Genomic DNA, 19918 nt, shown 5'->3' with positions numbered 1-19918 from the left:
TCGTCCTCGACCCGCGCGCAGACCTCTCGCACCCGCGAGGGGTCTTTTCGTTTTCCGGCCCATCCGCAGCCGGAAACGGAGCGCGAGGGATCATGGAGGTGGTGGAGCCGGTCATTCCGGTAGACCGACATCCGACACAGGAGCCAGACAGCATGACGGAAACCAGCAGGCCCGAGGATTCCTCACCTGTGCCCGACGATTCCTTCCGCTCCTTCCGCGTGGACGATTCCTTCCACGTGTTCGACACCACGCTGCGCGACGGCGCGCAGCGCGAGGGCATCAACCTGACCGTCGCGGACAAGCTGGCCATCGCCCGGCACCTGGACGACTTCGGCGTGGGCTTCATCGAAGGCGGCTGGCCCGGCGCCAACCCGCGCGACACCGAGTTCTTCGCCCGCGCGCAGGCCGAGATCACGTTCAAGAACGCCCAGCTCGTCGCGTTCGGCGCCACCCGCCGCCCCGGCGCCAAGGCCGCCGACGACCCGCAGGTCAACGCGCTGCTCGCAGCCGGCGCTCCGGTGATCACGCTGGTCGCCAAGTCGCACGACCGGCACGTCGAGCTGGCCCTGCGCACCACGCTCGACGAGAACGTGGAGATGGTCCGCGACACCGTCTCCTACCTGCGCTCGCAGGGCCGCCGCGTCTTCGTCGACTGCGAGCACTTCTTCGACGGCTACCGCGCGAACCCCGAGTACGCCAAGGCGGTCGTGCGGGCGGCGGCCGACGCGGGCGCGGACGTCGTCGTGCTCTGCGACACCAACGGCGGCATGCTCCCCGCCCAGGTCCAGGCCGTCGTCGCCACCGTCGCCGCCGACACCGGCGCCCGGCTCGGCATCCACGCCCAGGACGACACGGGCTGCGCGGTCGCCAACACCCTCGCGGCCGTCGACGCGGGCGCGACGCACGTGCAGTGCACGGCCAACGGCTACGGCGAACGCGTCGGCAACGCCAACCTGTTCCCCGTCGTCGCCGCCCTGGAGCTGAAGTACGGCAAGCGGGTCCTGCCCGACGGCGCGCTGCGCGAGACGACCCGGGTCTCGCACGCCATCGCCGAGGTCGTGAACCTCACCCCGGCCACGCACCAGCCCTACGTCGGCGTCTCCGCGTTCGCCCACAAGGCGGGCCTGCACGCCTCCGCGATCAAGGTCGACCCGGACCTGTACCAGCACATCGACCCCGAACTCGTCGGCAACCGCATCCGCATGCTGGTCTCCGACATGGCCGGCCGCGCCTCCATCGAGCTCAAGGGCAAGGAGCTCGGCGTCGACCTCGGCGGCGACCGCGAGCTCGTCGGCCGGGTCGTGGAGCGGGTCAAGGAGCGCGAGCTCAAGGGCTACACGTACGAGGCCGCCGACGCGTCCTTCGAGCTGCTCCTGCGGGAGGAGGCCGAGGGGCGCTCGCGGCGCTACTTCCGCACCGAGTCCTGGCGCGCCATCACCGAGGACCGCCCCGACGGCTCGCACGCCAACGAGGCCACGGTGAAGGTGTGGGCCAAGGGCGAGCGGATCGTGGCGACGGCGGAGGGCAACGGCCCGGTCAACGCCCTCGACCGGGCGCTGCGCGTGGGCCTGGAGCGGATCTACCCGCAGCTCGCCAAACTGGAGCTGGTGGACTACAAGGTCCGCATCCTGGAAGGCAAGCACGGCACGTCCTCCACGACCCGGGTGCTGATCTCCACGACGGACGGCGACGGCGAGTGGTCCACGGTCGGCGTCGCGGACAACGTCATCGCCGCGTCGTGGCAGGCCCTGGAGGACGCGGTCACCTACGGCCTGCTGCGCGCCGGGGTGGAGCCCGCCGAATAGCCCGGCCCTCAGGTCAAGGCGCGAGTTGGCCGCCGGCCCGAGGACGGGCGGATCGCTTCCGGCGGCGACCGCGGGGAACGTTTCGGCCGCGGAGGAGTTAGCGTGAAGTATGAGGCCCACCAGGCAGGCGGCGTCCCGGCTGACCCTGATCCTGTCCGGACTGCTCCTGGCCCTCGGCGCCACGCTCACGGCGGCGCCCGGAGCCCAGGCGGCGACGGACGTCCAGGCAGTGGCCGACGCCTTGAAGAAGAACCCGGTGTACGTCGACGACGCGGCGTCCGCACAGCTCTCCGCGGCCGACGCGGACGCCCTCGCCGACAAGATCAAGAAGGCCGACAAGCCCGTGTTCGTGGCGGTCCTTCCCGCCTCGTTCCCCGGCCAGGACGACCTCTTCCGTGACCTGCGCACCGCGACCGGCGTCACCGGCGTGTACGCGATCCGCCTGGGCGACCAGTTCGACGCCAGGGCCGACGGCTCCGTGCTCTCCAACAACGCCGTCCGGAACCTCTCCTCGCTGGTCCAGGGCGAGGACGCGAAGTCCCAGCTCAACGACTTCGTCGACCAGGCGCTCCCGCAGACCTCGGGGTCGGCCCCCGCCTCCTGGGGCGGCTCGGCCGGCGATGACGGCGGGGTGCCCGTCGGCGCGCTGATCGGGCTCGGCGCGGTGGTCGTCGCGGGCGGCGCGGGCGCCTACGCGATCGCACGCACCAAGCGCCGCAAGCGCGAGGAGGAGCAGCGCGCGGCCCTGGAGAAGCTGCGCGTCGTGGTCGACGAGGACATCACCGCCTTCGGCGAGGAGCTGGACCGGCTCGACTTCCACCCGGCGGAGGCCGGCGCGGACGACGCCATGCGCGCGGACTACGAACGCTCCCTCGATGCCTACGAGAAGGCGAAGTCCTTCATGGCATCGGCGGAGCGGCCCGAGCAGGTGCGGGCCGTCACGCAGGCCTTGGAGGACGGACGGTTCTCGCTGACGCTGCTCGAAGCGCGCCGCGAGGGGCGCCCGCTGCCCGAGCGCCGCGCCCCCTGCTTCTTCGACCCGCGGCACGGCCCTTCCGTGAAGGACGCGGAGTGGACGCCCGCCGGGGGCACGACCCGCGAGGTGCCGGTGTGCTCGGCGGACGCGGTGCGTCTTGCCGACGGCGACGACCCGATGGCCCGCACCGTCCTCACCGACTCCGGCGAACGACGGCCCTACTGGGAGGCCGGTCCCGCCTACGGCCCCTGGGCGGGCGGCTACTTCGGCGGCGGCATGCTGCCGGGCCTCCTCGTCGGGACGATGCTCGGCACGATGATGGCGAGCCCCGCGTATGCCGCCGGTTACGGCTCCGGGTACGGGGACTTCGGCGCCGGCGCCGGTTACGAGGGCGGCGACGTGTCCGGGGCGGACTTCTCCTCCGGGGACTTCGGAGGCGGGGACTTCGGCGGCGGCGGGTTCGGGGGCGGAGGGGACTTCGGGGGCGGGTTCTAGACGGGCCGTGACGGGTGCTGGACGGTGCCGTGACGGGTTCTGGACGGGGCCGTTCAGGCCACCGGTGGCCTGCGGGCCGGGAGTTCCCAGTGGCCCGAGTGGCCCGGCGGCAGTCCCAAGTCGTCGCGTACGGCCGCGTAGTAGCCCTGCCGGGCGGCCCGCTGACGGGCGAGGAGGTCCGCCCACGCCTGTGGGTCGTGCGTGCCCGCGCGCAGGAAGCGTTCCATCTCGATCACCACGACGACCCAGACCCGCGCCTTGTCCACCACCGATACCGCGCCGAGCAGCAGCAGCGCCTCCCCGGCGGGGTCGCGCGCGTCGGCGGCCGCGGCCAGCTGCGGCTCGGCGTCCGCGGCGGACAGGGGGTGGGGATGCGGGTCGTTGCCCTGGTCGGCGGCGATCCGGTACGTCAGGGTGACGGTCTGCTTGAGCACCCGCGCGTACTCGGTGTAGACGGCGAGCCGCCGTTCCTCCCAGCGGGCCTCGCGCTCCTGGCGGAAGCGCACGCGCTCGCCGCGCATGACGGCGACGTACGACCCCATGGCACCGATGACCACGCCTATGAGGGCAGGCAGTTGCGACACGAACTCGGACACCGCCGCACGGTACCCGACCGAGTCAGGAGGCGCTCTTGATCGCCGAGATGTCGAAGGTGAGCTTGATCTTGTCGGAGACGAGGACGCCGCCGGTCTCCAGCGCCGCGTTCCACGTCACGCCCCACTCCGAGCGCAGGATCTCCGCCTTGCCCTCGAAGCCGACGCGCTCGTTGCCGAACGGGTCCTTCGCGGCACCGTTGAACTCCAGGTCGATGGTGAGCGGCTTGGTGGTGCCGAGGATCGTCAAGTCACCGGTGATGCGGTAGTCGTCGCCGCCGAGCGCCTCGGCCTTGGTGGAGCGGAAGGTCATCTGCGGGAACTCGTCGGTCTTGAAGAAGTCCGCGCTCTTGAGGTGGGCGTCGCGGTCCGCGTTGCCGGTGTCGATGCTGTCCATCGTGACGTCGAGCGAGGCCGACGACGCGGACGGGTCGGCGCCGTCCAGATGCAGGGTGCCGGAGAACTCCTTGAAGGAGCCCTTGACGTTGGTGACCATCGCGTGCCGCGCCACGAAGCCGATCGTGGTGTGCGCGGGGTCGAGCGTGTACTCACCGGTCAGCGCGGCGAGCTCCGGGCCGGCCTCGGGGGCTGCGGCGGTGGTGTCGTCCTTGCGGCTGAAGATTCCCATGATCTGCTCCTGACTGGTCGACGACTCCTGGCTGCTCGAAGTCGAGAGTGGTTTATGGTTCAACGAAATCGACTCTAACGCCGCTCCGTTCAATCTTCAACATAAAGCGAGGCGTGTCGAGACGATTACGCGTCGCGTGTGAACGGGTGGGGCCATATGGGGCAGTTCCGGCCGTCTCGTCACCGTGGCCGGGTGGCACCATGTGTGGCGCCACCGTGCATGCGGCGGGCGTCGGAGAAGGGGGCGTTTCGGCGATTCTGGATCGTCAAGAACTTGCAATGGCGCCATTGTGGTGCCATAGTGATGCCATGAACCTCACGCCGTATGTCGACCAACTCCGGCAGGAGCTCGCGGTCGCCGCAGAGGCCGGTGGTGACGACGCTCGTGCGATCGCCGAGCGCCTGGTCGCTCCGCTCGAGTCGGCCACCCGGCTCACCATGCTGAATGTGCTGTCCGCGGCCATGGACGAGATTACTCGAGACCTGGCCCCCGGCTCCGTCGACGTGCGCCTGCGTGGGGGAGACCCGGACTTCGTGGTGACGCCCCCGCCGACCGCCGAGGGCTTCGACGCACCGCCCATGGACATGCACCCGCCCCGGCCCGCACCCGCCCCCGCGTCCGTGCCGGAGCCGGACGAGGGCGGCACGGCCCGGATCAACCTCCGGCTGCCGATGTACCTCAAGATCCAGGCCGAGGAGGCCGCGGCCGCCGAGAGCCTGTCGGTCAACGCCTGGCTGGTCCGCACCGTCGCCGACGCCCTCAAGCAGGGCGACGCGAGCCGGCAGCCCGCCTCCCTCAGCTCCCAGGGCGCCGGGACGAGCTACACGGGATGGGCGCGTTAGCGACCCCCCGGCCCGCCGGGCCCCCTCCGGCCAGGCACGGCCCGGGCGCGATCCGGACGACCCCATCAGGATGAGAGGACTGCCCCATGCCAACCTTCGACACCCCCAAGCCGATCCACGCGACGGTGAGCGTCGAGCTGGGCGCACTGCGGGTCACCGCGTCCGACCGCGCCGACACCGTCGTCGACGTGCGCCCCACCACCCCGTCGCGCCAGGCCGACGTGCGGGCCGCCGAGCAGACCCGGGTCGAGTACGCGAGCGGGCGGCTCCTGGTGAAGGTGCCCAAGGAGCGCAAGCTGTTCGGCAAGGGCCCGTCCGTCGACGTGGAGATCGAGCTGCCGGAAGGCTCCCAGCTCCAAGTCACCGTCGCCATGGCCGATTTCACCGCGGTCGGCCGCCTCGCGGACTGCGAGGTCAAGAGTTCGTACGGGGACATCCGGCTCGAGTGGGCGGGCGCGGCCACGCTGCGCACCGGGTACGGCCAGGTCCTGGCCGACCGGGTGGAGGGCGCGGCCGACGTCACCACCTCGTCCGGCGAGGTGCGGCTCGGCACGGTCGGCGGCACCGCCGTGATCAAGAACTCCAACGGCTCGATCGAGGTCGACGAGGTCACCGGCGAGCTGCGCGTGAAGGCGTCCAACGGCCTCGTCACCGTCGGCCGCGCGCACTCCGACATCAACGTCAAGTCGGCCAACGGTGCCATCCGCGTCGGTGAGGTCACGCGCGGCAGCGTCGTCCTGGAGACCGGCACGGGCGCGCTCGACATCGGCGTCCGCGAGGGCACCGCCGCGTGGCTCGACGTGCGGACCAAGGTGGGCGCCGTACGGCAGTCCCTCGGCTCCTCCGAGGGGCCCGGCGACTCCGGGGAGAAGGTGCAGGTGCGCGGGCGCACCGGGGGCGGGGACATCGTCATCCACCGGGCGTGAGGGGCTGTTCCCGGGGTGCAGGCCGCCGCGATGGCCGGATCGCGGTGGGCGTGAGGCGGGCCGCGGCGGGGATGCCGCGGGTGGCGTGGCAGGGGAACCGAAGACGCCGTGAGGCCGCCGGGACGCCCCCGCGAGCGCCGCTTCCGGGGATCCCACCGGTTGTCGGGCTCCGCCAATTCAGTGACCCGTCAGCCCGTACCGGTATCCTCCGTCGGCCGCGCCGGCACCCGGACGAGGGCGCCTGCCCGGCCGGGCGTCCTGCGGTGACCGTCGCCGTACGCGAGCTGCGACGGTGCGAGGCCGAGGGCGACGCCCGCCCGGGCCATGAATGTGAGCCGGGTCTCATCCCGGCCGCTTGTGGAATCCCTACAGCGGAATGGGCCCCTGAGCAGTCACTTTGGCTGCACTCCACAAGGCTTCTGTCCGGGGGTGCCAGGAAAACCGTCCGGAGACTGTGCAGAGTCGACGGTCCGTTTTCCCTCGGGTCCTTCGTAAGGTCGAGAGCATGACCGTTTTGGACGAAGCTGGATCTTCGGCGGGGGAGCCCACCGACGCACGGGGCCGAGTGGCCGAATTGGCCGAGATCCGTGCGCAGGCGCTGGCGGGACCCAGTGAGAAGGCGACCGAGGCCCAGCATGCCAAGGGCAAGCTGACGGCGCGGGAGCGGATCGGGCTCCTCCTCGACGAGGGGTCGTTCCAGGAGGTCGAGCAGCTGCGCCGGCACCGGGCGACCGGCTTCGGCCTGGAGGCCAAGAAGCCTTACACGGACGGTGTGATCACCGGCTGGGGCACCGTCGAGGGCCGCACGGTCTTCGTGTACGCCCACGACTTCCGGATCTTCGGAGGCGCCCTCGGCGAGGCGCACGCCACGAAGATCCACAAGATCATGGACATGGCTATCGCGGCCGGTGCGCCGCTGGTCTCCCTCAACGACGGCGCGGGCGCCCGTATCCAGGAGGGCGTCTCCGCCCTGGCCGGCTACGGCGGCATCTTCCAGCGCAACACCAGGGCGTCCGGCGTCATCCCGCAGATCAGCGTCATGCTCGGCCCGTGCGCGGGCGGCGCGGCCTACAGCCCCGCGCTGACCGACTTCGTGTTCATGGTCCGCGACACCTCGCAGATGTTCATCACCGGACCGGACGTGGTCCGCGCGGTGACCGGCGAGGAGATCTCCCAGAACGGCCTGGGCGGCGCGGACGTGCACGCCGAGACGTCGGGCGTCTGCCACTTCGCGTACGACGACGAGGAGACCTGCCTCGCCGAAGTCCGCTACCTCCTCGCGATGCTCCCGCAGAACAACCGCGAGAACCCGCCGGTGGCCGCCTCCGACGACCCCGTCGAGCGCCGCAGCGACGTCCTCCTCGACCTGGTCCCGGCGGACGGCAACCGGCCGTACGACATGGCGAAGGTCATCGAGGAACTCGTCGACGACGGCGACTACTTGGAGGTCCACGAGCGCTGGGCGCGCAACATCATCTGCGCCCTGGCCCGCCTGGACGGCCAGGTCGTCGGCATCGTCGCCAACCAGCCGCAGTCCCTCGCGGGCGTGCTGGACATCGAGGCCTCCGAGAAGGCGGCCCGCTTCGTCCAGATGTGCGACGCCTTCAACATCCCGATCGTGACCCTCCTCGACGTCCCGGGCTTCCTGCCCGGCGTCGACCAGGAGCACGGCGGCATCATCCGCCACGGCGCCAAGCTGCTGTACGCCTACTGCAACGCGACCGTGCCCCGCATCTCCCTCATCCTGCGCAAGGCCTACGGCGGCGCCTACATCGTCATGGACAGCCAGTCCATCGGCGCGGACCTCACGTACGCCTGGCCGACGAACGAGATCGCCGTCATGGGCGCAGAGGGCGCGGCCAACGTCATCTTCCGCCGCCAGATCGCCTCCGCCGAGGACCCCGAGGCCATGCGCGCCCGCATGGTCAAGGAGTACAAGGCCGAGCTGATGCACCCGTACTACGCCGCCGAGCGCGGCCTCGTGGACGACGTGATCGACCCGGCCGAGACCCGCGCCGTGCTGATCAGCTCCCTGGCCATGCTGCGCAACAAGCACGCCGACCTGCCCTCGCGCAAGCACGGAAACCCGCCGCAGTAGCGGCGCCGCCCCCGAACTGCTCTGTTCCGTTTGCGTCCCGCCTGCAGTACCCACAAGGAGAACGCTGCACATGACTGCTCCCGACATCCGCGTCGAGAAGGGCCACGCCGAGCCCGAGGAGGTCGCGGCCATCACCGCCATCCTCCTCGCCCGCGCCGCCGCCCAGCCGGCCGCCCCCGTCCGCCGAGGCCGCGACAAGGCCGGCTGGCGCCGCCTGGAGCGCACCCCGGGCTTCCGGGCGCCGCACAGCTGGCAGGGCTAGCCACACCCGGCCCTGAAACACGTCTGGGCCCCGTACTCCGCGGAGTACGGGGCCCTCGTGCGTGCCGCGGCTTCTGAGCCGCAGGCGCGAGCGGGCGGGCCGGAGCCCGCCCGCCCGGAAGAACAGACCTACCGGAGGCGGGCCATCAGCGCATGCTCGACCAGCGTGATCAGCGCGCTCTTGGCGTCGGCCCGGTGGCGGGCGTCCGTGGTGATGATGGGGGTGTCCGGGCCGATCTGCAGCGCCTCGCGGACCTCGTCGGGCGTGTACGGCTGGTGGCCGTCGAAGCCGTTGAGGGCGATGACGAAGGGCAGGCCCGAGTTCTCGAAGTAATCGACGGCGGGGAAGCAGTCGGCGAGCCGCCTCGTGTCGACCAGGACGACCGCGCCGATGGCGCCACGGACCAGGTCGTCCCACATGAACCAGAACCGGTCCTGGCCGGGCGTGCCGAACAGGTACAGGATCAGGTCCTGGTCCAGGGTGATGCGGCCGAAGTCCATGGCGACGGTGGTCGTCGTCTTGTCTCCGGTGTGGGTGAGGTCGTCGATGCCCGCGGAAGCGGAGGTCATCACGGCCTCGGTGCGCAGCGGGTTGATCTCAGAGACCGCCCCGACGAACGTGGTCTTGCCCACGCCGAAGCCGCCCGCCACCACGATTTTCGCGCTGGTGGTGGAGCGGGCTGTTGCTCCGCCGCTAGAGCTTGCGAAGTCCACTGAGCACCCTTTCGAGCAGTGTCACGTCTGGCTGACCGCCGGCGGACTCGTCGCCGCCGGGCTGATGGATGGCGACAAGACCGGCCTCCGCCAGGTCGGCGACGAGAATCCGGGCAACGCCGAGGGGGATGGAGAGCAGGGCCGAGATCTCGGCCACCGATTTGATCTCGCGGCACAGGTTGCAGATGCGCTGGTGTTCCGGCAACTGCCCCTGCAGTTGATGCGGTTGTGCGGTGGTGTGCACCAGCGCCTCGATGGCGAGCTGGTAGCGGGGCCTGGTGCGGCCGCCCGTCATCGCGTACGGACGCACCAGGGGGTTGGACGCGGCCGGTGCGGGCGCCGGCTCCGGGGAGCGGCGCTGCGGCTGCACGGGCTGGATCCGGGGTGCGTACGGCTGGTCGTACGGGCTCGGTCCCGGCGCCTGGGGGCCCGGCTGCCGGTACGGCGGCTGACGGCGGTGGCTGGGCGCGGAGGGGAAGTTGTACCGGTTCTGCGAACCGTCACCCTGGCCCTGGCCGTGGCCGGAAGGCCAGTTGGCCGAAGACGAACCGTCTGGGGGTGTTGCAGCCACGTACTCCTCCTCCGAAACTGTGCTCGGCACCATCACTGTGGAGCCGCGTCCCGAAACCTTACGGTGCCGGGACGCGAATACGCACCGTCTGTCTGTCAGTTGAGCAGGCTCCCCTGAAGCTCCGCGCGCAGGTCCGGAGTGAGGACGGTGCCCGCACGGTCGACGAGAAGTGCCATCTCGTACCCAATGAGACCGATGTCCGCCTCTGGGTGGGCGAGTACGGCGAGGGACGAACCGTCGGAGATGGACATGATGAAGAGAAATCCTCGCTCCATCTCCACAACGGTCTGGGTCACCGATCCGCCCTCGAAGATCCGGGAGGCCCCGGCCGTGAGGGAGGTCAGACCCGACGCGACGGCCGCGAGCTGATCGGCTCGGTCGCGCGGGAAACCTTCGGACATCGCCAGAAGGAGTCCGTCGGCGGAGACCACCACGGTGTGGGACACCCCGGGGGTGTTGTCCACGAAGTTGGTGATCAACCAGTTCAGGTTCTGCGCCGCCTGGCTCATCGGGCTCACACTAACGCTCCTGGTTGTAGGTGCTATCAGGGCTGAAGCCCTGGCCATTCGTGTCACTGCCCGCGCTGCGGCCCCGCTGGACGCCGCGGCGCAGGTTGCTCAGCCTGCCCCGTACCTCGTCGGGGTCGCGGGAGACCTGGGGGCCGCCCTGCGGGGTCTGTTCCGCGGTGCCCTCGACCAGGTTGGCCTTGGGCACCCGACGCGGCAGCCCGGACGAGGTGACCCCGCCCGCCTTGGGCTCCCGCAACTGCTCGGCACGCTGCCAGCGGTCGTCGTTGGCCGTACGCCAGCCGGAGCCCTGCCGCTCGCCGTCCTGGGCCTCGCCCTGCGGGCCCTCGTGGCTCTCGCCGTTCGGGCTCTGCTGACGCGGCGCGGCGGGGGCGCTCCCGTTGCCGTTCACGGCGGCGCTGCCACGGCGCGGGAGGCCCGCGTCGGTCAGCTCGTGAGCGGCTCCCGACGGAGCCGACGGGGCCGGTGAGGCGGGTCCCGGACGGTCGAAGCCTACGCGCTCGGCCTCGCCCGCGTCAGTCGCCGGAGCGGATTCCGCTTCGGGAGCGTACTCGTCCTGGTACCCGTCCTGGTAACCGTCCCGCAAGGGCCAGTCGTCCTGGTGGGACCGCTCCGGATAGGCGGCGAAGGGCTCCTGGCCACCGCCCGTACGGGCGTCGTGGCCGGCGTGGCTGTCCTCCGATTGACCGGGGTACGCAGCGTCCTGGTAGCCGTCCTGCGTCGTGTAGTACGGCTCGTCGTACGCCTGCCCGCCCTGGTCGTAGGTCGGCTGCTGGTCGTAGCCGCCCTGGCCCTGGTCGTAACCGGACGCCTGCTGCCCGTCGTACGCGGCCTGCGCCGGGTCGTACGCCGCGTGCTGGTCGTCGTAACCGCCCTGCTCGCCGTAAGGCGCGTGCTGGGCGTGCTGGTCCTCGTAAGCGCCCTGCTGCTCCTGATACGCGCCCTGAGGGCCGTCGAAGGCGCCCTGCGGGTCCGCGTAGCCGGACGGCTGCTCGTAGGCCTCCTGCGCGCCGCCCTGGACCTCGTCGCGGAACAGCGGGCGCTCCGCCCCGGCCGGCTGGCCGGTCTGGGCCTGCGCCTCCAGCGCGGCCCGGCGCTCCTCGCGCATCAACGAGCGGCCCACCGGGTCGAGTTGGCCGCCGGCGTCCTGGCCGTCGCCCTGGTAGCGGCTGTCGTCGAAGCCCAGCTCGGCGGCCGTGCGCAGCGGCTCGGCCTCGCGGACCTGCTGCTCCGGGATGATCGAGGAGACCGTGAACTCGGAGTCGTGCGGCTGCTGTTCGCCGCCGCCACCGTGCGTGATGTTGTCCGGCAGCATGACCAGCGAGGTGGTGCCCGCCTGCTCGCCCGAGGGGCGGAGCTGGACGCGGATGCCGTGCCGGTCGGAGAGGCGGCCGACCACGAACAGGCCCATGCGCTGGGAGATCGCGGCGTCCACGGTCGGCGGGTTGGCGAGCCGGTGGTTGATGTCCGCGAAGTCCTCGGCCGTCAGGCCGATGCCCTTGTCGTGGATCTCGACCATCACGCGGCCGTCCGGGAGCCGGGTCGCGGTGACCTTGACCTTGGTCTGCGGCGAGGAGAACGTCGTGGCGTTCTCCAGGAGCTCGGCGAGCAGGTGCACGAGGTCGGTCACGGCGAGGCCGTGGATCTCGGCCTCGGGGACGCCCGACAGCTCGATGCGCTCGTACTGCTCCACCTCGGAGGAGGCGGCGCGCAGCACGTCGACGAGCGGCACCGGCTGGTCCCAGCGGCGGCCGGGCTCCTCGCCGGAGAGCACCAGGAGGTTCTCGCCGTTGCGGCGCATACGGGTCGCCAGGTGGTCCAGGCGGAAGAGGGACTCCAGCTGGTCCGGGTCGGCCTCGTTGTTCTCCAGGTCGGTGATGAGGGTCAGCTGGCCCTCGATCAGCGACTGGTTGCGGCGCGAGAGGTTGGTGAAGATCGCGTTGATGTTGCCGCGCAGCAGGGCCTGCTCGGCGGCGAGCCGGACGGCCTCGCGGTGCACCTGGTCGAAGGCGCGGGCGACCTCGCCGATCTCGTCCGTGGAGGTGATCGGGATGGGCTGCACGCGGGTGTCCACGCGGCCCGGGTCGGTGCGCGAGAGCTGGTCGACGAGCATCGGCAGGCGCTGCTCGGCGATGCCGAAGGCGGCGGTGCGCAGGCGCTGCATCGAGCGGCTCATCTGGCGGGCCATGAGGCCGGCCAGGATGAAGGCGGCGAGCAGGGCGACCACGACGATCGCGCCGGTGATGAACGCGTCGGTCTTGGCGTCGTCGGCGATGCCGGACGCCTCGTTCACGGCCTTGTCCGCCAGATCCGACTCGATGCCGCGGTACATGTCGAACTTGGCGCTCGTCAGGGCCCACAGAGCCGGGGCGGTGACGCCCTTGCCCGCCAGCTCCACGCGGGCGCTGGGCTGCGTGGAGGTCAGCCCGGCGATGAGGCCGACGGCCTTCTCGCCGGGCGGCATCGGGACGTACTTCTCGCCCTTGGCGCGGGCGGCGGCAGCGGCCTCCTCGGCCTGCTTCGCGCCCCCGGCCTTGAGCTTCTTGTTCGCGTCCGCGAGCTTGCGGACGTCCTGGGGGGTGCCGCCGCCGGTGTACTCCTGGATGGCGATGTTCTCCAGGTACGCGTACGAGGAGAAGGCGAGGCGCTGCCGGGACAGGTCGGTCTGGGTCGGGCCCGGGTCCACCAGGATGTGCGTGCCGATGGAGCGCTGCAGGGAGAGCGCGGCCTTGGCGAGCGAGACGGCGTAGACGGTGCGTCCGTAGGACGTGATGTTGCCGGTGCCGAGGCCGAGTTCGTTGGCGAACTCCATCAGCGGGTGCTGGATGCCGACGTAGCCCTCTTCGGTCTCGACGCCGGGAAGCTTCTTGGTGTACGCGGCCGCGCGCAGGCCCTCCAGCTTCGGCTCGACCTTGCGGAAGCCGTCCAGGCGGCGCTTGAGGCCCTCCTTCTGCGGCATGTCCTCGGCGGCGTCGTCGAACGCGGCGGCGGCCGCGTCGGTGGCCTTGCGGGCCTTGACCACGGCCGGGTCGTTCTTCTTGCCCTTGAGCAGCGGCGCGGCGGAGACGTCGCGCTCCTCGATCAGGCGGTTGCCGTAGTCGAGGGAGGCGCGCACCAGGCGGGCGGTGGCCTCGGCGTCGCGGGCCTGGTCCCAGGTGTCGATGGCGCCCTTGACCTGGAAGCCGCCCATGACCAGGCCGACCAGGACGGGTATGAGGAGGATCGCGTTCAGACGCGTGGGCACACGCCAGTTTCTGGGCGACATCCGACCGCCGGAGGCGGCCTGCGGCTCGCTGCCCGGTACGTCCGCGGACGGCGCTGCAGCGCGCGGCGGCGGGGTGAAGTTGCCCCGCGTGTCCCGGTCCGGGGATGCGGGGCTCGTCTTGCTTCGCCTCACTCGACCAACAACCTCTCGGCGGCGGCTCCTGCGCTGGTGCCGCTGTCGTCTCCAAAGGCCCGTGCTACTGGGCAGTTCAGCGCATTCCAGCACGTCAGGCAGTGCTCTTCCAAACAGTAGGAAAGAACAGTTCCGCGTGGTGTAAGCCTCAGATAAATCGGTCATAAAGAGCGAGCCCCGCCAAAAGGCGGGGCTCTTGTGAGCACAGCGACACCGGCCGACCGCGATGTGTCGCGGGGCCGGTGCAATTCTCTGTCGAAACGTTATGAACACGGCAGCCGTCCGTGTCAAAGGACACAGATCGTTCCGTGCGCTCTACGACAACTTCCGTATGGTCCCGCCTACTTGAGTCGTGCCATAAGTGCGTGCTCGACCAGCGTGATCAGGCCACTCTTTGCGTCCGCACGGTGCCGGGCGTCGGTGGTGATGATGGGCGTGCCGGGGCCGATCTGGAGCGCCTCGCGGACCTCGTCGGGCGTGTACGGCTGGTGGCCGTCGAAGCCGTTGAGGGCGATGACGAAGGGCAGTCCGGAGTTCTCGAAGTAGTCGACCGCCGGGAAACAGTCGGCGAGGCGCCGGGTGTCGACGAGCACGACCGCGCCGATCGCACCGCGCACCAGGTCGTCCCACATGAACCAGAACCGGTCCTGTCCCGGCGTGCCGAACAGGTAGAGGATCAGGTCCTGGTCGAGCGTGATACGGCCGAAATCCATCGCCACCGTCGTGGTGGTCTTGTCACCGGTGTGCGTGAGGTCGTCGATGCCCGCGGACGCGGACGTCATCACGGCCTCGGTGCGCAGCGGGTTGATCTCGGAGACCGCGCCGACGAACGTGGTCTTGCCGACGCCGAAGCCGCCCGCCACCACGATCTTGGCGGACGTGGTGGACCGGCCCGCGGAGCCGGAGCCCGCGAAGCCGCCCCCGTCAGAGCTTGCGAAGTCCACTGAGCACCCTTTCGAGCAGTGTCACGTCGGGCTGGCCGCCGGCGTTCTCGTCGCCGCCGGGCTGGTGGATGGCGACGAGCCCGGCCTCGGCCAGGTCGGCGACGAGGATGCGGGCCACCCCGAGGGGCATCGAGAGCAGCGCCGAGACCTCGGCCACCGACTTGACCTCACGGCACAGGTGGCAGATCCGCTGGTGCTCCGGGAGCAGCCCCATGAGCTGGGCGGGGTCGGCCGTCGTGCTGACCAGCGCCTCTATCGCGAGCTGGTAGCGGGGCCGGGTCCGGCCACCGGTCATCGCGTACGGGCGGACCAGCGGCTGGTCGCCCTCAACTCCGTACCCGGAATGGGAAGCACCGTACGGGTCGTGAGAGGCGGTGGGCGGGTTCATGGATCCTCCGGGCGGGACAGCAGTTGTCTGCGTTCCGTCTGACAGAGCCGGGTGGGGGCATGACTGGCGGCCGGACGGTGGTCGGGACGTTCGGTCGGTTCGCTCGGACGGTGGGGCGGCCGAGAGGGGCGGGGCGGCCCGGGGGCCGCGCTAGTGGAGCAGGCTGCCCTGCAGTTCCGCGCGCAGGTCCGGGGTGAGGACGGTGCCCGCACGGTCGACGAGGAGGGCCATCTCGTAGCCGACGAGGCCGATGTCGCACTCCGGGTGCGCGAGCACCGCGAGCGACGAGCCGTCCGAGACGGACATGATGAACAGGAAGCCGCGCTCCATCTCCACCACGGTCTGCGTGACCGCGCCGCCCTCGAAGATCCGGGAGGCCCCGGCCGTGAGGGAGGTCAATCCGGAGGCGACGGCCGCGAGCTGGTCGGCTCGGTCGCGCGGGAAGCCCTCGGACATCGCGAGAAGCAGGCCGTCGGCGGAGACCACGACCGTGTGGGACACCCCAGGGGTGTTGTCCACGAAGTTGGTGATCAACCAGTTCAGGTTCTGTGCCGCCTGGCTCATCGGACTCAACTAACGCTCCTGCTGGTGAGTGGGGAAACTGCCGGTCTGGCCGGTACCGGCCTGGCGACCCTGCTGGATGCCCCGACGGAGATTGGTCAGCCGGCCGCGCACTTCCTCGGGCGCGCGCGACACCTGCGGACCCTGGCTGTCCTGCGCCTGCTGCGCGGTGCCCGCCACGAGGTTCGCCCGGGGCACGCGGCGCGGCAGCCCGGAGGTGGTGACGCCGCCCGCGGAGGGCTGCCGGACGCGCTCGGCCTGGCGGCCCAGTTCGTCGTTCGGCGTCGTGCGCCAAGCGGTGTTGCTGGTGGTGCTGTTGGTGTTGTTCGCGTGGGTGCCGCCCGCCGGGGTGCCGCCCGCCGGGGTGCTGCCCGCCGGGGTGCCGCCCGTGCGCTGCGGCAGCGGCGGGGTGGCGGGGCCGCCCGGCCGGCCCTGCGCGGAGCCGGGGCGCTGCGGAAGCTGCTGGTCGCGCTGGGGGAGCGGCTGCTGGGGGGCGTCGGGCCGGGGGGCCTGCTCCGGACGGCGGCCGGGCTCGGCGCCGTTGCCGCGCTGCGGGGCCTGGGGCTGCTGCGGCTGCTGGTGCCGGCGGGGCTGCGGGCGCGGGGGCAGCCCCGGGTGCCGCTGCTCGGTCTGCCGGTTCCGCTCGGCCTGCTGCTGCGCCTGCGCCTGCTGGGCCTGGGCCTGGGCCTGGCGCTCCTCCTGCGCCTGCCGCTCCTGCTCGGCCTGCTGCTGCGCCTGCTGGGAGAACCAGTTGGTCTCCAGCGTGTCGTACAGCGGCGTACGGCCGTCCAGCGGGCCGGACGCGGGCGGCAGGGCCTCGGGCTCGCCCTGCTGCGGGGCCTCCGGCGCCTGCGGCTGCTGCGGGAGCTGGGCCTGCGGGCGCTCCGGGGCGGGCTGCTGCCGGCCCTGGGACCCGGGGGTCCCGGGCTGCTGCGGGGCGCCCTGGCCGCGGTCGCCGCGCTGGCCCTGACCCGGGCCTTGGCCGCGGCGCGGCGCGGGCGGACGCGGCACGGTGAACTCGCCGGTGCCGTGCGGCGCCTGGCCGCTCTGCGGGGTGCCCTGGGAAGGGCCGCCGAAGACGTCGGAGCGGACGAACTCGCCGGTGTTCTGTACGCCCGGGGACTGCGAGGCGCCGCTCTGTGCGCCGTCCTGGCCGGACGTGCCCGGGGGCGGGCCGTCGAAGTCGGGCCGGTCGAACTGCGCGGTGGAGCCGGGGCCCTGCCGGTCCTCGGCGAGGCCCGCGGGGGTCGCGAACTGGCCGGTGGACTCGGGCTCCTCGTGGCCGCGCGGGGTGTCGAACGGCTCCCGCGAGACCTGCGGCTGCGCGTTCTCGTCGCTCCAACTGGGCGTACGAGGCTGCTGGTTGCCGCTGCCGCCCGGCAGCTCGGCGCGCGGTCCGCCACGGGGCGGGAGCTGCGGCCTGCGGCCCTGGTCGGAACCGGAACCGGAGCCGGCGCCGGAACCCGCGCCCGGACCCGCGTCGTTCGTACGCTGCTGGGGCACCGGAGGCTGCGGCATGCCGGCGGCGGGGCGGCTGCCCTGGGAGAAGCCGGGGCGCGGGGACTGCGGGTTCTGGGGGAGCTGCGGTGCCTGCGGACGGCGGCCACCGGATCCACCGGCGAGCCCCGCGGGACCACCGGAACCGGCACCCGCGCCCCCGCCGGGCCCGGACGCACCGGCCCCCGCGAGACCACCCGGCGCCACCGGCGACCCGGCCGACGGCGAGCCCGCCGACGGCCCCTGGGCCCCGCCGCGCGCGGGCAGCGCGGCCCGCGGGCCGGAACCGGCCCCCACCTGACCGCGCTGCGTCCCGGCGCCGGGACCGACCTGACCGCCACGCGCACGTGCGGCACCGCCGAGTCCGGCGGCCACACCGCCGCCGCGCCGCGCGGCCGCGGCACCCGCGGCGGCCTGCGCCGCGGCGGGACCGCCGGTCGGGGCGGGCGCGCCCGGCTTGCTCGGGGCCTTCTTGCCGCCCTGGGCGACGTCGACGGGCAGCATGACGAGCGCGGTCGTGCCGCCGGAGTCGGAGGGGCGGAGCTGGATGCGGATGCCGTGGCGCTGCGAGAGGCGGCCGACCACGAACAGACCCATGCGGCGGGAGACCGAGACGTCCACGGTGGGCGGCGACGCAAGCCGCTCGTTGATCGCGGCGAGGTCCTCGGGGGAGAGGCCGATGCCGGTGTCGTGGATCTCGATGAGCACGCGGCCGTCGGGCAGCGCGTGACCGGTCACCTTGACCTTGGTCTGCGGCGAGGAGAACGATGTCGCGTTCTCCAGCAGCTCGGCGAGCAGGTGCACGAGGTCGTTGACGACGCGTCCGGCGACCTCGGTGGAGGGCACGGCCGACAGCTCGATGCGCTCGTACTGCTCCACCTCGGAGGCGGCGGCGCGGAGCACGTCGACGAGGGGCACGGGCCGGGTCCAGCGGCGGCCGGGCTCCTCACCGGCGAGCACGAGGAGGTTCTCGCCGTTACGGCGCATGCGGGTCGCGAGGTGGTCGAGCTTGAACAGCGAGGAGAGCTGGTCGGGGTCGGCCTCGCGGGACTCCAACTCGGAGATGAGGGAGAGCTGGCGCTGGATGAGGCCCTGGGAGCGGCGCGAGAGGTTGGTGAACATCGCGTTGACGTTGCCCCGCAGGAGGGCCTGCTCGGCGGCGAGGCGGACGGCCTCGCGGTGCACGTCGTCGAAGGCCGCGGCCACCTGGCCGATCTCGTCCCGGGAGTGCACACCGACGGACTCCACGGACGTGTCGACGTCCTGCGGGTCGGACTCGGAGAGCTGCTTGACCAGCTCGGGCAGGCGGTCCTGGGCGACCTTGGTGGCGGTGTCCTGGAGGCGCCGCAGCGAGCGGATCATGGACCGGGCCACGACGAAGGCGCCGACGAGCGAGACACCGAGCACGAGCAGGATGAGCGCACCGTTGAGGATCGCCTGCTGCTCGGACTCGTTCCTGAGCGAACGGGCCTTCTGCTCCATCTCGTCGAGCAGCGTCAGCTCGATCTTCGACATCTCCGAGATCTTGGTGGAGTCGGCGTCCACCCAGTCCTTGTAGGAGCGCTTGCCGCGGAGCTTGATGCCGCCTTCCTGCTCCAGAACGCGCTTGGCGTAGGAGTTGGCGGCCTCGATGGAGGCGTTGCCCTCGCTGATGGGCTTCAGGAGCTTCTCGGGGTCACCGTTGTAGATCCGGTTGAAGGACTGGAGCTCCGAGCCCTCCTTGTCCAGCGCGGAGAACGCGTACCGGCGGTCGGTCTCGGAGAGCTTGCCGAACTCGCGGTTGTTCGCGGGCAGCGCAGCCGCGATGACGGCGCGCTGCACCGAGGCGTACTCCTTGGCGGAGGAGAACGCGGCCAGCGCACGCGTGCGCTGGATCATGTCCGGGTTGCTGGTCGCCTGCGCCATGTCCTCGGAGAGCGCGAGGAGCTGCTCGATGAGCTGGCTGTAGGCGTCGACCGTCTGCGAGACCGACTTGGTGTCGGTGTACGCGTTCCGGCGGACGTCGTTGATCTTCTGGAGCTGCTGGGTGATCTGGATGGTGCTCTGCCGGACACCCAGCAGGCCCTTGTCGCTGTCGCTGTCGTCGAGCTGCTGCGTACCCCGCAGGAAGTTCTTGTAGGCCCGGTCCGTCTTGTCCCGGGAGCCCTTGACGACGAAGTCCGTGTCCTTCGCGCCGTGCGCGAGCGGGCCCGCCGACTGGTCGCGCTCCTCCTGGAGCGCCGCGGCCAGCTCGGTGGCCTGCTTGGTCATGTCGGTGAGCAGCTTCATGTTGTCGAGCTGCTCGATCTCGTCCATCGACGAGTTGATGCGCAGGGCGCCCAGTGAGGTCGCCGCGATGACGGGGAGCGCGAGGAGCGAGACCAGACGGGTGGAGATGCGCCAGTTGCGCAGGGCTATTCGGGAGCCGGGACCCGGGGGTGTCTTGGAGCCCTTGGGCAGCGCTCCGCCCGCGGCCGGGCCGGAGCCCGCCGCGCCCGTGCGGCCGGCACCCGCGCCGCCGTCACCGGACGGCACCTGTCCGGGGTTCTGGGCGTGCTGGGCCGAGGAGCCGCGGTCACCTCCGCCGCGCTCGGGCTCCGCCGAAGCTTCCCCTCGGCCGCGGCCGGCCTGGGGAGACCCCTTGCCATCCCTCTTGAAACGTCCCTGCACTAGCGTCGCAACCTCTGGACCAGGCGTCCTGCCGCGTGGACGGCGG

General features: G+C 71.8%; 16 protein-coding genes. 6 read left to right on the top strand and 10 right to left on the bottom strand.

Going from position 1 to position 19918, the window contains the following annotated elements; genetic code table 11:
* Positions 1 to 152: 152 nt before the first annotated feature.
* Together cimA and AC0KTA_RS10510 are read left to right on the top strand one after the other, a co-directional pair.
* Positions 153 to 1805: a citramalate synthase gene (gene cimA / locus AC0KTA_RS10515; protein WP_481054843.1), complete on the top strand. Its 1653-nt coding sequence runs from the start codon at positions 153 to 155 to the stop codon at positions 1803 to 1805.
* A 109-nt stretch (positions 1806 to 1914) separates the two neighbouring features.
* On the top strand, positions 1915 to 3276 hold the full coding sequence (locus AC0KTA_RS10510) for a hypothetical protein (RefSeq protein ID WP_481054842.1): 1362 nt from the start codon (positions 1915 to 1917) through the stop codon (positions 3274 to 3276).
* 53 nt (positions 3277 to 3329) lie between these two features.
* Here AC0KTA_RS10510 and AC0KTA_RS10505 read toward each other — a convergent pair whose 3' ends face one another.
* On the bottom strand, positions 3330 to 3872 hold the full coding sequence (locus AC0KTA_RS10505; RefSeq protein ID WP_481054841.1) for a hypothetical protein: 543 nt from the start codon (positions 3870 to 3872) through the stop codon (positions 3330 to 3332).
* A 22-nt stretch (positions 3873 to 3894) separates the two neighbouring features.
* Positions 3895 to 4497 (bottom strand): YceI family protein, encoded by a 603-nt coding sequence (locus AC0KTA_RS10500; RefSeq protein ID WP_481054840.1) that lies wholly within the window; start codon positions 4495 to 4497, stop codon positions 3895 to 3897.
* A gap of 308 nt (positions 4498 to 4805) precedes the next feature.
* On the opposite strand from AC0KTA_RS10500, the gene AC0KTA_RS10495 reads away from it, so the two are divergent.
* The 4 genes from AC0KTA_RS10495 (at position 4806) to AC0KTA_RS10480 (ending at position 8625) form a co-directional block, all read left to right on the top strand.
* The gene (locus AC0KTA_RS10495) at positions 4806 to 5339 is read left to right on the top strand and encodes a hypothetical protein (RefSeq protein WP_481054839.1); all 534 of its coding nucleotides are present in this window, start codon (positions 4806 to 4808) and stop codon (positions 5337 to 5339) included.
* An 86-nt stretch (positions 5340 to 5425) separates the two neighbouring features.
* Positions 5426 to 6265 carry a DUF4097 family beta strand repeat-containing protein gene (locus tag AC0KTA_RS10490; protein WP_481054838.1) on the top strand — a complete coding sequence of 280 codons (840 nt, stop codon included), beginning with the start codon at positions 5426 to 5428 and terminating at the stop codon, positions 6263 to 6265.
* Positions 6266 to 6770: 505 nt separating this feature from the next.
* Entirely contained in the window at positions 6771 to 8363 is a 1593-nt protein-coding gene (locus AC0KTA_RS10485) for an acyl-CoA carboxylase subunit beta (protein WP_481054837.1), read from the top strand.
* A 70-nt stretch (positions 8364 to 8433) separates the two neighbouring features.
* Complete coding sequence (locus tag AC0KTA_RS10480; protein WP_481054836.1) at positions 8434 to 8625, top strand: acyl-CoA carboxylase subunit epsilon; 192 nt, start codon at positions 8434 to 8436, stop codon at positions 8623 to 8625.
* Positions 8626 to 8753: 128 nt separating this feature from the next.
* On the opposite strand, the gene AC0KTA_RS10475 is transcribed toward AC0KTA_RS10480, so the two are convergent.
* The 8 genes from AC0KTA_RS10475 to AC0KTA_RS10440 all read right to left on the bottom strand — a co-directional run bounded on the left by AC0KTA_RS10475 (position 8754) and on the right by AC0KTA_RS10440 (position 19872).
* A complete protein-coding gene (locus tag AC0KTA_RS10475) occupies positions 8754 to 9338 on the bottom strand; it encodes a GTP-binding protein (protein ID WP_030361923.1) in 585 nt (194 codons plus the stop codon).
* Complete coding sequence (locus AC0KTA_RS10470; RefSeq protein ID WP_164320211.1) at positions 9319 to 9942, bottom strand: DUF742 domain-containing protein; 624 nt, start codon at positions 9940 to 9942, stop codon at positions 9319 to 9321. The genes AC0KTA_RS10475 and AC0KTA_RS10470 overlap by 20 nt, the downstream gene beginning before the upstream one ends.
* A 62-nt stretch (positions 9943 to 10004) precedes the next feature.
* A complete protein-coding gene (locus AC0KTA_RS10465; protein WP_030361925.1) occupies positions 10005 to 10418 on the bottom strand; it encodes a roadblock/LC7 domain-containing protein in 414 nt (137 codons plus the stop codon).
* Between the two features lie 10 nt (positions 10419 to 10428).
* Positions 10429 to 13833 (bottom strand): sensor histidine kinase, encoded by a 3405-nt coding sequence (locus AC0KTA_RS10460; RefSeq protein WP_481054835.1) that lies wholly within the window; start codon positions 13831 to 13833, stop codon positions 10429 to 10431.
* A 341-nt stretch (positions 13834 to 14174) separates the two neighbouring features.
* The gene (locus tag AC0KTA_RS10455) at positions 14175 to 14777 is read right to left on the bottom strand and encodes a GTP-binding protein (protein WP_481054834.1); all 603 of its coding nucleotides are present in this window, start codon (positions 14775 to 14777) and stop codon (positions 14175 to 14177) included.
* Complete coding sequence (locus tag AC0KTA_RS10450; protein WP_481054833.1) at positions 14758 to 15165, bottom strand: DUF742 domain-containing protein; 408 nt, start codon at positions 15163 to 15165, stop codon at positions 14758 to 14760. The genes AC0KTA_RS10455 and AC0KTA_RS10450 overlap by 20 nt, the downstream gene beginning before the upstream one ends.
* A 150-nt stretch (positions 15166 to 15315) precedes the next feature.
* Entirely contained in the window at positions 15316 to 15729 is a 414-nt protein-coding gene (locus tag AC0KTA_RS10445; RefSeq protein ID WP_030361929.1) for a roadblock/LC7 domain-containing protein, read from the bottom strand.
* Positions 15730 to 15738: 9 nt separating this feature from the next.
* The gene (locus AC0KTA_RS10440) at positions 15739 to 19872 is read right to left on the bottom strand and encodes a sensor histidine kinase (protein WP_481054832.1); all 4134 of its coding nucleotides are present in this window, start codon (positions 19870 to 19872) and stop codon (positions 15739 to 15741) included.
* Positions 19873 to 19918 lie beyond the last annotated feature (46 nt).

This window comes from Streptomyces sp. Y309 (assembly GCF_056712025.1).
The sequence above is the reverse complement of the archived record's forward strand: the minus strand, read 5'-3'. Positions and strand labels throughout refer to the sequence as shown.

Coding starts and splice junctions, on each gene's coding strand:
- cimA (WP_481054843.1), top strand. CDS start 153: ATGACGGAAACCAGCAGGCCCGAGGATTCCTCACCTGTGCCCGACGAT.
- AC0KTA_RS10510 (WP_481054842.1), top strand. CDS start 1,915: ATGAGGCCCACCAGGCAGGCGGCGTCCCGGCTGACCCTGATCCTGTCC.
- AC0KTA_RS10500 (WP_481054840.1), bottom strand. CDS start 4,497: ATGGGAATCTTCAGCCGCAAGGACGACACCACCGCCGCAGCCCCCGAG.
- AC0KTA_RS10495 (WP_481054839.1), top strand. CDS start 4,806: ATGAACCTCACGCCGTATGTCGACCAACTCCGGCAGGAGCTCGCGGTC.
- AC0KTA_RS10490 (WP_481054838.1), top strand. CDS start 5,426: ATGCCAACCTTCGACACCCCCAAGCCGATCCACGCGACGGTGAGCGTC.
- AC0KTA_RS10485 (WP_481054837.1), top strand. CDS start 6,771: ATGACCGTTTTGGACGAAGCTGGATCTTCGGCGGGGGAGCCCACCGAC.
- AC0KTA_RS10480 (WP_481054836.1), top strand. CDS start 8,434: ATGACTGCTCCCGACATCCGCGTCGAGAAGGGCCACGCCGAGCCCGAG.
- AC0KTA_RS10470 (WP_164320211.1), bottom strand. CDS start 9,942: ATGGTGCCGAGCACAGTTTCGGAGGAGGAGTACGTGGCTGCAACACCC.
- AC0KTA_RS10465 (WP_030361925.1), bottom strand. CDS start 10,418: ATGAGCCAGGCGGCGCAGAACCTGAACTGGTTGATCACCAACTTCGTG.
- AC0KTA_RS10450 (WP_481054833.1), bottom strand. CDS start 15,165: ATGAACCCGCCCACCGCCTCTCACGACCCGTACGGTGCTTCCCATTCC.
- AC0KTA_RS10445 (WP_030361929.1), bottom strand. CDS start 15,729: ATGAGCCAGGCGGCACAGAACCTGAACTGGTTGATCACCAACTTCGTG.